Genomic DNA, 15,034 nt, shown 5'->3' with positions numbered 1-15,034 from the left:
AAAGGCTTAAGCCCTATTTACAAAAAACGGTTCTTTAGTCCCCCATTTTTCCCTTAATTTTGCCGTTTTTTGTCTCAAAAGCGCAATTATAAATACCGATAAACTAAGTCAGGCAACCAATACGAATGATAAAATCTCTAAAATTAAGAGAGAGGAATCCATATGAAGAAGACATCAGTTCTCCTCATTATGTGTCTTATCGTCGCGATCCTGGCACCGACGTTTTCCCAAGCGAACGCAGCGAGTCCGGTGCTATTCTCCGATATTTCGCCCAAGCATTGGGCCCAGAAAGAAATATCGCGGCTAAAAGAGCAGCAGCTTATCGGAGGCTATCGTGACGGAACCTTTCGTCCAGACAAGCCGATTACCCGGGGGGAAGCCGTAAAGCTGATTGTACGGGCAAGCCATATCGCGGTTGACGCGAATGCGAATGCGGATTCGCAGCAGGCTCCTCCCGACGTGCCCCGGACGTATTGGGCTTATCCTTACATCCAGGCTGCGATGAAGCATGGTCTCATTACCGGATATTTAGACGGGTCATTCCGCCCCGGGGATACGCTGACCCGGGCTGACAGCGCCGTTCTGATCGCGCGCGCCTTTAAACTGGACAGCCCGGGCACAGACGCCGCCAGCCGCGTTTCGGATATCGGCGGCCACTGGGCCGCTCCGTCCATTTCCAAGCTAATCGCCAGCGGCATTGCGGTCGGAGACGAGTACGGCAGGTTTCAGCCGTCCAAGAAGGTGACCCGCGTCGAATTTACCGCCATGCTCGCGAGAGCGCTCTACAAGGAGCTGCGGATCGGCGCCTCAGGCTCGCCGGAGGAATCGGCGCAGCCATCGGCCAGCCCGTCCGCAGCGAATTCAGCGGACGTCTCCGCAGGCGGTACGGCGGAAGCGGGTTCCGGCTCTCCCGCCGGCGCTGGAGGCGGGGCGCCGATCGGCGGCGGCGGGGCTGCGCCTGCTCCTTCTCCATCGCCGCTGCCTTCCGCCCCGCCCGAGCCGGTCACAGGTGCTCCTGCTCCTGAACCGGAGCCCCAGCCGGCTCCCGCTCCCGAGCCGACTCCCGCTCCGGGCAAAGCGCCCGTCCTGCAGGAAATTTCCGGCCTGAAATCGTTCAGCGATGATACCCGGCTGTCGTTTACCTGGATCAATCCGTCCTATCCGGACTTCAAGTCGGTAAACATTTACAAGGGAGGAACCCTAAAGGCAACCACAACCGACGGGTTCTATCAGGAAGCCGGTCTTCTTCCAGGCTCGGTCTACAAGTATGTATTAAAAACCGTAAATATGTCCGGCCTTGAATCCAGCGGCACAGAGCTGCAAGTGACCATGGCTCCCGCCAGCCTCCCGTCTCCTCCGTCCGCACTGTCCGCTACCGCTTCGGACGGCGCTGCGCTGCTGCATTGGACAGAGAATGACGAGAGCGGCATCATCGGCTACAATGTCTATCTGGACGGCCACCAATACAATACGGATACGGTAACTGACGCCACTTACACGCTGGATGGCCTGAACAACGGCCAGAATTATAGTCTGTATGTGACCGCCGTAAACGACAATGAGCTTGAATCGGAGCCATCGGTTACGGTTAATGTCACCCCGCAGGCCGTGGACAGCTCGGCGCTTGCCGAAATCAGCCAGGCGAGCGCTGTCGATGATGGCAAATCCGTAACATTGACCTGGAATAATCCAGCTTCTCCCGATTTTGACCATGTTGATATTTACCTAAAAGGCGTGCTGATCGGCTCTTCATCTAGCGGAAGCTACAAAGCAAACGGACTATTAGGGGAAACGGACTACTCCTTCACTCTCCGAACGGTGGACAGAAGCGGCAATGTATCTCAAGGCATTTCCCTTTCCATCCGAACTAAGGATATTACCCCGCCGGCAGCACCTGCACAGGTGTCCGCAGCGGGCGGTCCAAGCAAAGTTTCGGTCTCATGGGAGGCCGATACGGAGAGCGACTTGGCCGGGTACAATGTGTATGTTAACGGACAACAAATCAATACGGAGCCTCTCATTCAGAATTTTTACGTGGCTTCAGGCCTTGATTTCGGCACAAACTACAACATCCAAGTGGAGGCCGTAGACACTAGCAGAAACCGCTCGCCCTTAAGCAGCACCGCGTCGGCATCGCCCACACATTATTTGATTGATCTGACCCGGTGGGGAATCTATAACGATGGAACCCATCCGGTGGAAACCGTTAAAGGCATTAATCAGGCGCTGGCCTGGGCGCATCAGAATGGCATTACGGCAACAATGCTTCCATCCGGAACGTATCTGATCGACAAGGACAGCCGGATCTCCATGGTTGGCAATATGCTGTTTGACCTGCCGATGGATGCCATCCTTCAGAAAGAAACCAACGGCAAGGAAAGATACGATGTCATGTATGTCGGGTACGGCGCGAGCAATGTAACGCTTCGCGGCGGAACTTATCTTGGCGACAAGCTGACTCATGACTATTCCCAGAGGGAACCTTATAATTCAGGAACTCACGAAGGCGGGTACGGTATCTTCGTCGAAGGCGCGGCGAATACAACGATTGATGGAGTTAAAGCGACGAATTTCACTGGAGACGGCCTGGTGCTTGGAGGCTACGGAACGATGTTTAAAGATCTGTATGCCGCCAGCTTCGTGTCGGGAGGAATCGATGGCAGCGGTCAACCGCGGAGCGATAGCACAAAAATCCGGACCAAAGAAGCCATCTATTTCACCAATCCCATCTTTAAGACGGAGCGGACCTTTGAAATCTCCAATTTAATCAACCTGCCTGGCGGCTTTAACGTTTATTTCTATCGTGCGGACGGATCTTTCATTATGAGCCAGCTGGCAACAGCCAGACAGACCCTGACCATACCCGGCGGCGGCGCCTACTTTCATCTTGTGTTCAACAAAGCCTCGTCGGCGGGGGCTTACCTGGAATCCTGGAACCGGGTCGTCTGCCAGAATACGGTCGTTAGGAACTCCGAGTTCGCATTCAACCGCAGGCAAGGGATTACGGTAGGCGGCGCCAACAATGCGCAGATTATTAATAACAGCCTGCATGATATGAAAGGAACAGCCCCTCAATCGGGGATCGACGTCGAAGGGGGATTCGGTCAGAACGGCAGCCTGAACACCAATATTTATATCAGGAACAATGATTTCTATAACAATGCAGCCTATGATGTCATTCTGTACGACGGACATGATGTCACCGTTGAAGGCAATCATCTTGCTTCCAAGGGAGTTATCGGGCTTGCCGTCTCCGATTCGTTCAGAAATGCCATGGCCGTAAACAACCATTTTGACGGAAGCCGGATTGTCGCTTATCACGACGCCACATTTTTAAATAACCGGTTGAATGATTCCTACACCTACTTTGCAGGGCCGAACATTAAAATCGATGGAATGGAGATCACCGACGGCACACTGTCTGTCAGCGCCAGAACGACGAATGGAGTCAAAGTCTCCAATGTCAATATCAACATTACGAAGAACGTGGATGCGGGCTTTGCTCTCTATGGAAAAGGCATTGAAGTTTCCAATGTTACGATTACGGGAAAAGGAGCGCTCGCCAGCTTTAAGGGAAGCACCACGGAGAGCAGCGTGTTCAACAATGTCAAAGTGCTGGGCTTTAACTCTGCCTATAACATGACTTTGCCGCAAGGCACTTACACGAACTCCGTATTTCAAGCGGCGGACGGCAGCAGATTCGGTCAGACGATTGTCGCGAATGGCAAATACAGCTTCGACAATTGTACCTTCACGTCCAACACCACAGGGAACGCGGCACTTATCGCAAGCCATGCCAATCTGGATCTGAAGATCACGAACTCAACGTTCAATGTTAAAGGGGATGCGCCAGCAATTACGGTTGAAACGGCCAATAAAATCGTTCTGGACAACAACACGGTCACCGCCATGAACCTCACGCGCACCGTCACAGAGCTTATCAAGATTAATGATTACTGGAAAAGAAATGATCCGGCCGATGTCTTAAATGCGGCGATTACCCGGAATACGATCACATCCAATATCGCCGCCGTCGGCATTTCCACGATCTATGCGGGGGTAGGAGCGCCTCCCTATACCGTGACGAATAACATCCTTAACAAAGCTGTGCTTGCTCTTAAGAGCAATGATGTGCAGAGCGGAAATATTCAGCGGTAAAGCGCCTGAAAATAAAGAGTTTGACCATAAAAATTGGCCCGGAGAGAACTCCTGGGCCAATTTTCTTTTGAACATCCCTCAATAACAATAATACTTCTTCCATAACTTGTAGGAGTCATGCTTATTGTCCTCCCACCAGTCATCATCGTCATCATCGTCATCGTCGTCGTCATGGTCGCGGTCCTTGCCTTTTAACCAGCTTAACCAATTGCCGGATTCCTTGTCATCGTCGTGGGATACGGACCTCCCTTTATCGAACCAGGAAGAAAATACATTGCTCAGTGAGGAGAAAAAGGAGGTTGCATAAGAGGCGCTGTATTTCGCTTCAGCCGAACCAGCAGATGCATAGGCGGAAGCGGGCAGCATGATCACGCTGACTAACAGCACAATCAGTGTAAGCCGGGCGTATTTCTTCATGCACGTTACCATATCTTCATTATCCTCTCTTTGAAAGAGTCTAATTACCTAAAAATGGTTCTCTATAAAGAACCTGAATCCGTGAATAGAAATACTGAAAAGGTTAGAAAAAGAGACCCCAGTGAAGTAATATAAAGAAAAAGGGAAGAATTCCCGTATTTCTTGAACTCACCTGGGAGGTGCACAATGAACCCCGTCCATTTTTAACTAGATCAGTCCGTGGAGTGGCTGAGCGCTCATACCGGTTTGGCCCTCATTGGCCTGCTTCTTTCACATACCCGGCTTGCCAAACGTCTCATTCGGCACTCGCTACCTGGTGCACAGCACCCCATGGTCACTCATCCAGATGTACTCTATGCCTATCTTGGACTGCTGTGCCAAGGCAAAAGCGATTTTGACCAGATTGAGCCCTTTCGGGAGGATCGGTTCTTTGCGAAATCCTTAGGCCTTAAACACGTCCCGTCCTCGCCACCCTCCGGCAGCGTCTGGATTTGGCAGCCGCCCACAGCTACGACTGGCAGACGATTTTGCTCAAAGAGTCGGCGGACTTACTACGCGCCTTGAACGCACTGCTGACCCCTGTTCCAGTCACGCTCCCAAAAGGGAAAGCGTTGTCCTGGCCACCGCTGGATCTGGATGTCTCGCCGTTCGACAATAGCCACACGAAGAAAGAAGGCGTGTCCCTGACGTACAAAAAGGTGGACGGCTATGCGCCGTTTTTTGCCTATCTCGGACAGGAAGGCTATGGAGTTAATGTCAATCTGCGCGAAGGCAGCACGCATGTGCAAAAAGAAGCGGCCGGCTGCATTTCTATCGCACAGTCTGGACTATGCCCGCCGCAACCGATTTGCCGCTGCTCGTGCGCATGGATGCTGGCAACGCTGCGTTGGAGAATTTGAACGTATGCTTGAACGAAAACGTGGATTTTATCGTCAAGCGCAATCTTCGTCGGGAGTCGCCGGAGGAATGGCTGATGATTGCCAAGCAAGACGGAATCTGCTGTGAAGAACGGGAAGGCACACGCGTCTACTTGGGCGCGATGGAATGGAACGAGAAGAAGCTGGAACGTCCAATTCGCGTCGTGTATCAAGTCATTGAGCGAACGATGGAAGCCGATGGGCAGCTCCTGTTGGTGCCTCGGATAGAAGTGCAGGTGTTTTTCACAACACTGACCTGTTCGCCATGGCAAGTGATTCGGCTCTACCGTAACCATGCCACGAGCGAACAGTTTCACAGCGAACTCAAGACGGATCTGAATTTGGAGCGACTGCCCTCGGATAAATTTGCCACGAATGACTTGGTCTTGTGTGCTGGCCTCATGGCTTATAATTTGCTGCGGGTCATCGGGCAAATTTCGCTGCAAGAACCGGATGCCCCGGTACGAACAAAGGTCCACCGCAGACGGGTAAAAACGGTCATAGAGAACCTGATCTGGCTGGCTTCGCGCATGGTGGAGCATGCGAGGCAAACGAAGATCCGCTTCGGAAGGCACAGTCCCTGATTTCCGACGTTTCGGCGAATTTATATGAGCTTGTCGAGTTGAAACTCCGAAAACATATGTTCGAAAAAGGCTTGTTTCAGGGCAAGCTCTGTTTTCCTCTGCCTGGGACATAGACCAATCCGCTCCTGGCTTAGGTTCGAGCGCAAATCGTTGCAAGTCAAAACAAGGGACTGCTCCAGCTTGGGGTATTTCATGGATTCAGGGTTAATGATGAATATACTAATCGTCGAGGATGACCGCACCTTAAACAAAGGAATTCTCCTCACCCTGACACAGAGTGACACAACGGACGGCAGGGCATTGACAGTAAGCGCGGAACATCAGCAGAATCCGTTCCTCGTTCTACTCTCCCAGCAGACCGGGGAAGACAGTGGAGAGGCTTATGGCTTCACTCTGGTCTATAGCGGCAGCTTCAGTGCGAATGCCGATATGGATTAATACGGAACATGTGCTGTTCGAAAGCTGCTCCGGCGGCGGAGGCAGATTCGATCCCGGCATTCTTCATTACATGCCGCAGACCTGGACCAGCGATGACACCGATGCCGTGGAACGCCTCAAAATCCAGTACGGCACCAGCATCGTCTACCCGGCAAGCAGCATGGGCTCCCATATCTCGGCAGTTCCGAACCATCAGGTGCACCGCAATCACCTCGCTCTCGATGCGTAGCGACGTGGCCATGTCCGGCAACTTCGGCTACGAGTTGGATCTGACCCTCTTCACTCCGGAGGAACAGGCGGAAGCGGCTGCCCAGGTCGCCTTCTACAAGGAAATCCGTTCCCTCGTCCAGAAGGGCGACATGTACTGTCTGCTCTCACCGTTTGAAGGCAATGAAACGGCCTGGATGTTCGTCGCGGAGAATCTCTCCGAGGCATTGGCCGACTACTTCCGTGTGCTGGCCGGACCGAATACGAGCCACCCGCGCCTTCGCCTTCAGGGGCTGGACCCGGAGAAGGACTACGTCCTTAAGGAAACCGGCGCTGTATACGGTGGAGACCGGCTGATGTACGCCGGACTTCTCCTGCCGGAGCTGCACGGTGACTTCCAAAGCAAGCTGTTCCACTTCGTTGCAGTCGAATAATAGTAAGCATAGACGGGAATTACGTTTAAACGCTAAACATTCCTCACCCCAGGACCGCCTGTATGTGAGGGATGTTTGGTATATTAAGCAGGATCATCAGCGGAGCGTCTTCAGCGCACCGCTCCAGGCAACCACTTGATCCAGCATGCCATTTACGCTCGCAAGGTGAAGATTCGCCGGTTTGGAAGTCTGGCCGTTCTCGAAGTCAGTGAAAAGGGATAACGCCGGATGAACACGGACATCCGCGATAGACAGCTCGCCCAGAATGCCGCGTAGATGCTCGGCCGCACGTGCTCCTCCGACGGAGCCATAGCTTACAATCCTCGCAGCTTTATTGTTCCATACTTCCCGGGCATAATCCAGAGCGTTCTTCAGCGCGGCTGTAATGCTGTGATTGTACTCCGGTACAATAAAGACGAAGCCGTCCAGTGAATTCAGCTTTTCATTCCAGCGCCCGGCTTGTTCTGAAGCACCCGCTTCGCCCAGTAATGGAAGCTTGAAATCTGCGATATTCACAATTTCATAATTGGCGTCGCCGCGCTGGTCGGCAATGCCCTTTACCCATTCTCCCACCTGCGGGCTTAAACGGCCTTGGCGCGTGCTTCCCAGAATAATTCCAATATTCAATTTTGACATGGGAAAGCTCTATATTTTCTAAGGATGGGCAGTGTATCTTAATGTCAACGGCTGCTCCTCGTCAATTCCTATATTCTCTATATCCCCATCTTCAATGACATTGTTTATAAACAGCTCCCAGTGGTTCTTTTGATTATTCCCGATACCATCGACCTTAACTATTTTTCCTTCCTGATCCTTTTCTATTGGCATACCCTGTTCAACATTGTCTGAAATTGCCTTTAGTGCTTTCCAGACTGTAGGGTTATCGTCAATTATCTTAACGGTCTGCAGAAACAAAACCTCATCTTCATTGTAAATAACCACATTAACTTTAGTTTCCAATGTGCCTTGCCCTGTATATTTTACGCCATGATATTCTGGAGAAATACCATCTCCATTGTCTCTTCCGCACGCTGTTAAGAACAGTGCGATAACGAATAATAAAGTTAAGCTACACCAACAATGTTTTGTCAACTTCACTTTATGCTCATGCATAGTTATAGACCTCCCTCAAAAAGTCACTCACTAAACCGGATTCGTTCCATTAGACTCTCCTTACTCAAACGCCTTTGCATATAAAAAGTAGTTAATACTTGTACTGCAAAGTAGGCACAAATTAATATTAGCATTGCTCTCAGGGGCAATTGATATTGGACATAGGTGGCCGATCGCTTAAAGAATTCAACTCCAAAGTATCCGGCAGGTATACCTAATGAAAAAGTGATTAGCAAACTGATCATAATCACAATTAAACCTTCACTGCCTAACTGCAAGGTTAGCTGACTCCGCGACAAGCCAATAGCTTCAACTAAGCTAATTTCCCGTTTTCTAGAATACATACTGGTTAAGTTGGAATTTATCAAGTTAAATATACTAATAATAAGTAATACTGAAATAAGACCATTAGCTGCCAACTGGAGCACTTTTTTCATCCCATTAAATTCTTGATAAATCTCTTGGAAAGAAGTAAACGTTATTCTTCGATCAGCAGTTGCAATGCCTTTTAGATTTCGCTCCACTTTCCCCTGTTGTTTTTGATCAACTAATACACTAACCTGTTTTATACGTTGATCTAAACTTAATCGTTTGAACAAGTCCTGATGAGCAATTAAAACTCCTCCTTCTGAAGAATCACCTTTATACGTAATATAATTGGGCAATACACCAACAATAGTGAATACACGTTCTTTCTTTCCTGCTCCGTACTGTGCCATTCGAATCTTGTCTCCCACTTGGTAGCTTCCATCTTCAGCAACCGCGATGAGATTATCACCATTTCTCATTTCCGTTAGCATAGAATCATCTTTCCCAAGCATCTTAAGTGTACTTTTCATTAAGGCATCATCGTAAGCATAAATATCGGTTCGAATTTCTGGGTTTCTCATACTCTCCATGTCCTTGAGGTGAATGCTTGCATCTTGTTTGTTGTAGATCAATACATCATACATTTCCGTCAGTACTGTTTTGATCCCAGGCATATTATTCACTTGCTTAATAACTTTCTCGTTCAACAAATCGAGTTGTTCGTCAGATCCACGGTAAGCAGCAGTACTTAATTTATAATCACCAGGCACCATACTTCCAGCCATATTATCGATATTCATACTACTAAAAATACTCCCTGTGACCACAAAAATAAGCCCTGTCAGCGTAATCGATGTTACAGTCACCCAGGTACGTTTGCGATATCGAATAAGTTGTGCCAACACCAAGGAGAAACCGCTAATTGAGTTTTTTAATTTATTCTTGGTTTTGGAACTTCTCTTCCCTAACTCTTCGGCGGGATTATAACGAATAGCCGCAATCTCCGTAATTCTTCCTACTTTTCTAGCAGGAATATGAACAGAAAGCATAACGAGAATCAGGCCTGCAACAAAAACGAAGCAAGCAATATAAGGGGACATCTCAACATATAATGCAGAGCCTCCACTAGCTACATGTCCTAGGAAGGGAATGAATGTCGCGCTGCCAAATCCCCCCAACAAAAGACCAATGACGCTCCCAACTAGTGAAATAATCAGCCCTTCTGTAAAGATCATCCTCCGTAGTTGTTTAGGGGTCATTCCTATAGCTTTCATCATGCCAAATAAACGGATCTGTTGGGATATATATATATTGAAAATGTTATAGATAACCATGGCTGCACTAATTACAATTACAAATACAACTACGGCTGCTTTCAGGACCGATACAGGATTCTGCTCATATGCACCACTGTAACGTTCGTTTATTTGAATTTGGTCTTCTTTTAACTTAGCCCCCTTACCAATTTTGTGTGCCGTAGAAGAAGCATTAAAGTCCGACTTTAAAAGAGCAAATATAACGACATCCGGATCAGGACTATAACGCTGGGAAAGGCTTTTGGATATAAACATTAGGCCAGCTCTAGCCGCCTTACGTACAGCAATATCATCAATAATGCCTACTAGCTTAAAACTTTTTGTTATATGTTCCGTTTTCCCTGCGTTTATAATTTGTAAATCCAATGGAATTACCTCTCCTAGAATGGAGGGAAAACCAAGTTCTTCTATCACCCATTTATCCAAGACAATTTCGTCGTCCGTTGCCGGTGCCCGCCCTTGCCTTAATTGAACCAGTCCTTCATTAATTCCTTCTATATAACCTATAGCCATGTTAATGTTTAATTTTTCAAATGAGTCAGATTTAACATTTTTACTGTTATAGGAAAGATAATGTTTTTTAATCTTCGGATTATTCTCAATTTCTTGTTGCTGCTTCGGCAACAAATGCTCATATTGTACATGATAGGCACCTAGCTCATTAATCGCTTCTCGCTTGCTCCGCTGATCGTCAGAATAAAAGTAGGTCAGAACCACAAAAATCAATGCTACGGATAAAGCCACTGTACCTAGAGTCAATAATGTCCGACTTCTGTGATGACGTAAATTTTTCAGTGATACATCCCTAACAGTTATAGTATTTTTCATCCTTCAACCTCTACTGCAATTGAACCGTCCACCACCCGAACAGTCCGATCTGCAAGCTTAGCTACTTTGTCATTATGCGTTACAACAATTAAAGTCTGGTTATATTTCTCTACCGATAAACGTAGCAAATCCAAAACACTGTTGCTGGAACGGCTATCGAGATTTCCTGTGGGTTCATCCGCGAGCACAATAGCGGGTCTGGGTGCTAATGCACGAGCAATTGCCACCCGTTGCTGTTGCCCGCCAGACAATACTGTGGGCAGACTGGTCCGCTTTTCATAAATCCCCAATGTATTTAATATATCTTCAATATAACTAACATCAGCCTTATTACTGTCCAGTCCAATGGGTAAAATAATGTTCTCCCAGACATTAAGTGACGGTACCAAATTAAATGCTTGAAACACAAACCCTATTTCACGACGGCGAAATACTGCTAATTGGCTCATTGGCAATGTATAAATGGAAGTTCCTTTTATTATTACTTCGCCGCTCGTAGGTGCGTCCAAACCACCAATGATGTGCATTAAAGTACTTTTTCCTGCACCGGACTGCCCAACAATAGAAATAAACTCACCTTTCGCCACAGAGAAATCAACATTATGAATTGCCTTCACTTGACTTTCTCCTGTGCCATAATATTTGCACAATTTCTTCCCATCCAGAATCATATCAGCGCCTCCTTATAAAGGATACAAAAAAATATCCTCCCCTGAATTTGTACTCTAAGGAAAGGATATCCAACAAATCTCTATTTTTTATCAACTATTTCCAGCATCATTACAATTTTAGGGAAATGAGCATAAGAACGTAACATTCACACAGGCACCACCATGTTTATTATTGACAAGACGAATAGTGCCCCCCATTTTTTCAGATAATACCTTGCAGATATTTAGTCCCATCCCGTAATGGCTTCCATCAACCTCTGTTTTACTTTTATAAAAAGGGGTTGTTGCCAACTTGAGATCCTGCTTCGAAAACCCTTTTCCATCATCACTAACTGTCATGGAGAATAGTCCTTCCACAAGTTCAAAACGTACGGAAATCGTCTGGCGTGCATAACGAATGGCATTCGTAATCATGTTTTCGTATATCCTAGCCACAAGGTCTGCATCAATATTTAAAGTTTCTTCAAAAATATTATTTATAAATGTGAATTTAAACGCTTGCTCTCGTGCTAGAACCTCAGCAGAACTGCTTAGTTGTTTCAAAAAACATTCACTATTCACTGTATTAAGATTCACAGATATATCCTCAAGTTTGTGTGCCTCACTCATTATTTGCACATAGTTTTCCAGTCGTAAAATATGTGCGCTCATGGTTGAAATAGTATCCAGTAATTTCTCCTTGCTTATTTTATCTTCTGGTAGATATTTATTCAAAAAATCCGCATAACCCCGGATTACTGTAAGCGGTGTTCGCAGATCATGTGAAAAGGCTGCATTTAACTGTTTTCTATCTTCTATGGATCGCCACATCTGACGATTACTTTCCACCAAAGCAACTCGCATTTTCTCAAATGATCCGCATAATTGTCCCATTTCATCTTCGCTATATTGCTGAATATGAAAATCTAAGTCATTATTGGATATTTTTTCAGAAGCTTCACGCATAATTTCAATTGGTTTCTTAAGCTTATTACGGTAAAACAATAAAGAGGACAACAGGATAGATAGCCCAAAAAATATTAAAATAGACCATGAATCTAAAAAATCACAAAACTTAATGATCTGTTTATCTTTATAAGAATAGTCTGTATTAACGTCCTCCATATTATAGATAATAGCTGGATTCTCAATATCGGCTAACGTGTAAGAATTGTTATACTTTAAAAACATATTATTACGCATTTGACTTGCTTGACCAATGGTAATCATACTGAGCAGCGCTGCAATAAGTATAAATACAAGCATATAAACCATAAATGTTAACCTAATGGATAAATCACGAAAACCTTTTCTTAACCTACCCATTTATAACCCACACCCCATACCGTCGATATATATATATGGTCGCTAACCTCAGTAAACTTGGCCCGAATTCTTCTAATATGTTCTGTAACAACGGAGCTGTCACCTTCATGCTCCCATCCCCAGACCCTTTCATAAATATGTTCCTTATCAAAAACTTGACCACTGTTCATCGACAACAATTCAATTATCCCAAATTCTTTCTTAGCAAAGGAGAGAGAGTGGTCTTTGTAATAAACCATTTTTGCAGAGTAATCAATAACTAGATCATTTGAGAATTTTGTTTGTGTCTTAATAGATTGTCTTCGTTCACGGCGCAGATGTGCTTCCACCCTAGCTCCAAGCTCATCAATACTGAACGGTTTGACGATATAATCGTCACCACCGACACGAAAGCCATTGATTTTATCAGCCTCTTCTACTTTAGCGGTTAGGAATATAATAGGACAGGACACAAAATCCCGTATTCGGGTGCATACTTCAAGACCATCGATCTCTGGCATATTAATATCCAATAAAATAATGTCTGGACTATACGCTGCCTTTTGCAAAGCCTCCGTTCCGCTTCGTGCTGTTAAGACTTTATAACCATTCATCTCAAAGTAATCTTGTAGCAGATTGGTTATATCCGTTTCATCATCAACGATCAGAATTTGATTGGTCATGGTCTATACTCCATTTGCAGTTTCTTTAGTATTAGAGATATCTAAATACAAATCTTGTTCAGAGTCCATTTTAGACATCAAAAACTCATCATGCGTTATGATTATACAAAGATTTTTTTCAGTTTATTTAAAAGCTGAACAAATTTCTCTTTATTTTGTACGTCCAGGTTAGATGTTGGCTCATCAAATATATATAAGCTGGGTTGTCTTAAAACTGCTCTGGAGAGTGCAATCTCTTGCATTTGACCACCTGATAAATTTTTCCCTAGTTCATTAATATGATGGTACTTCTCATTTATTAATACATCCGATAGTTCGAATTCTTCCAGGATACAAGCTACTTCTTCGTCTGTAAGATTTTCGTCCCACTGCTTGATATTGTCCATTACGGTACCAGAAAACAAGTGTATTTTTTGAGACACAACCCCTATTTCACTTCGCAAATCGTTGATGCTAATCTCTTTAAGATTATAACCATTGATAAGAATTTCCCCACTATAATTAGTATAAAATCCCAACAACAGTTTTACAATCGTTGTTTTCCCACTGCCATTTGGTCCATATATAAATAAATTCTTACTATTATTCAATTTTAAATTTATGTCATTTAAGACTTCCCGTTCATTATCAGGATATGAAAATGAGACATTCTTAAATTGAATAGTATCAATTTCATCAATTATTATTGTTCCACATCTTTCACTTTCAATTTCGTTCTCCATAAAAAAATCCATTCTTGATAACACCGCCAGCGCAGGCTGAATGGAGAGATTAATGGATGAAAACATTTGTACAGGAATAAATAAACTTGATAGGTAGGATAAGAGTGAGAAGTATGATCCCACCGTTAGTTCTCCCTTGATGATAAAATAACTAATCATGATTATAAATATTGATCTGGAAACTGTAATGAATAAAGACACTGACTCACTACCGATTACAACAAAAAAATTTCGTTTTATCAGCCTTTTGGCAATAATATTAAAATAGCGCTTTATTTCATTTTCTTTGTGACTTTCCAAATTAGAATTTTTCATTTCAGCTAATCCTGCGATATCTTCATAAATCTCTCCTTGTGCTTCTGCAGACGTCTCACTTAATTCTTTTGATGAGTTATAAATTTGCTTGGAAGTTAGTCTAGTAATAAAATAAAGTATCGGTAAAAATAACGCGGCAAGCAAAAGCAGTTCCCACTTAATTGTCATAATCACAAAAAATGCGCCTAAAAAAGAGAGGAGGCTTTTAAGAAAGCTCATAATTACTGGTGAAAACAATGAGTTTAAATTATCGACTTCTTCTACTCTCGAGATTACATAACCCGTTTTATTATTATCAAAAAATGAAGCTGGATATCTAAGTAAATTATTTATAATATCCTTTTTTAAGTTAGTAATCACTTCTACGCTTATTTTGGCAAACAATACGTTGATAATAGAATTAATTATCGACAGAATGATGAAGAGGACAACCATACTCAAACTCATTACAACAACTAATTCAAAATTCTTACGCAATATTCCGGAATCGATAATTTTTTGGGTAAGGAACGGCACAGCCAATTCAAAAAATGCGGCTATAATAGTCAGGAGAAATACAATGGAAATTTGTTTCCTTACCTTTTTTATTTGATTTATTATTATTATTTTTTTTTTGCTCATTGATCCTCCTGAGAAGA

Annotated in this window: 9 protein-coding genes and 3 pseudogenes; 4 read left to right on the top strand and 8 right to left on the bottom strand. The window is 45.0% G+C overall.

Features of this window, described 5'->3' with window-relative positions; genetic code table 11:
• The first annotated feature begins 162 nt into the window (after positions 1–162).
• On the top strand, positions 163–4,158 hold the full coding sequence (locus tag VK70_RS01180) for an S-layer homology domain-containing protein (RefSeq protein ID WP_046722673.1): 3,996 nt from the start codon (positions 163–165) through the stop codon (positions 4,156–4,158).
• A 78-nt stretch (positions 4,159–4,236) separates the two neighbouring features.
• On the opposite strand, the gene VK70_RS01175 is transcribed toward VK70_RS01180, so the two are convergent.
• Entirely contained in the window at positions 4,237–4,587 is a 351-nt protein-coding gene (locus VK70_RS01175) for a hypothetical protein (RefSeq protein ID WP_025695306.1), read from the bottom strand.
• 207 nt (positions 4,588–4,794) lie between these two features.
• On the opposite strand from VK70_RS01175, the pseudogene VK70_RS01170 reads away from it, so the two are divergent.
• The 3 pseudogenes from VK70_RS01170 to VK70_RS26905 form a co-directional block, all read left to right on the top strand.
• Positions 4,795–6,076, top strand: a pseudogene (locus VK70_RS01170) (IS1380 family transposase).
• A gap of 192 nt (positions 6,077–6,268) precedes the next feature.
• Positions 6,269–6,454: pseudogene (locus VK70_RS29420) on the top strand (response regulator transcription factor); the annotation flags it as partial.
• Positions 6,390–7,155: pseudogene (locus VK70_RS26905) on the top strand (alpha-galactosidase); the annotation flags it as partial. The pseudogenes VK70_RS29420 and VK70_RS26905, both read left to right, overlap by 65 nt.
• Positions 7,156–7,251: 96 nt before the next feature.
• On the opposite strand, the gene VK70_RS01155 reads toward VK70_RS26905, so the two are convergent.
• From VK70_RS01155 to VK70_RS01125, 7 genes are all read right to left on the bottom strand, one after another.
• On the bottom strand, positions 7,252–7,791 hold the full coding sequence (locus VK70_RS01155) for an NADPH-dependent FMN reductase (RefSeq protein WP_025695566.1): 540 nt from the start codon (positions 7,789–7,791) through the stop codon (positions 7,252–7,254).
• Between the two features lie 18 nt (positions 7,792–7,809).
• Positions 7,810–8,268 (bottom strand): hypothetical protein, encoded by a 459-nt coding sequence (locus VK70_RS01150; protein WP_025695565.1) that lies wholly within the window; start codon positions 8,266–8,268, stop codon positions 7,810–7,812.
• Between the two features lie 23 nt (positions 8,269–8,291).
• The gene (locus VK70_RS01145; protein WP_025695564.1) at positions 8,292–10,721 is read right to left on the bottom strand and encodes an ABC transporter permease; all 2,430 of its coding nucleotides are present in this window, start codon (positions 10,719–10,721) and stop codon (positions 8,292–8,294) included.
• Positions 10,718–11,392 (bottom strand): ABC transporter ATP-binding protein, encoded by a 675-nt coding sequence (locus VK70_RS01140; protein ID WP_025695563.1) that lies wholly within the window; start codon positions 11,390–11,392, stop codon positions 10,718–10,720. Before VK70_RS01140 ends, VK70_RS01145 begins: the two co-directional genes overlap by 4 nt.
• A gap of 117 nt (positions 11,393–11,509) precedes the next feature.
• Complete coding sequence (locus VK70_RS01135) at positions 11,510–12,697, bottom strand: HAMP domain-containing sensor histidine kinase (protein WP_046722661.1); 1,188 nt, start codon at positions 12,695–12,697, stop codon at positions 11,510–11,512.
• Entirely contained in the window at positions 12,685–13,359 is a 675-nt protein-coding gene (locus tag VK70_RS01130; protein ID WP_025695561.1) for a response regulator transcription factor, read from the bottom strand. Before VK70_RS01130 ends, VK70_RS01135 begins: the two co-directional genes overlap by 13 nt.
• 101 nt (positions 13,360–13,460) lie before the next feature.
• Positions 13,461–15,017 (bottom strand): ABC transporter ATP-binding protein, encoded by a 1,557-nt coding sequence (locus VK70_RS01125; protein ID WP_025695560.1) that lies wholly within the window; start codon positions 15,015–15,017, stop codon positions 13,461–13,463.
• Between the last annotated feature and the right edge of the window lie 17 nt (positions 15,018–15,034).

The organism is Paenibacillus durus ATCC 35681, from assembly GCF_000993825.1.
Taxonomy (GTDB): domain Bacteria; phylum Bacillota; class Bacilli; order Paenibacillales; family Paenibacillaceae; genus Paenibacillus_AQ; species Paenibacillus_AQ durus_B.
The sequence above is the reverse complement of the archived record's forward strand: the minus strand, read 5'-3'. Positions and strand labels throughout refer to the sequence as shown.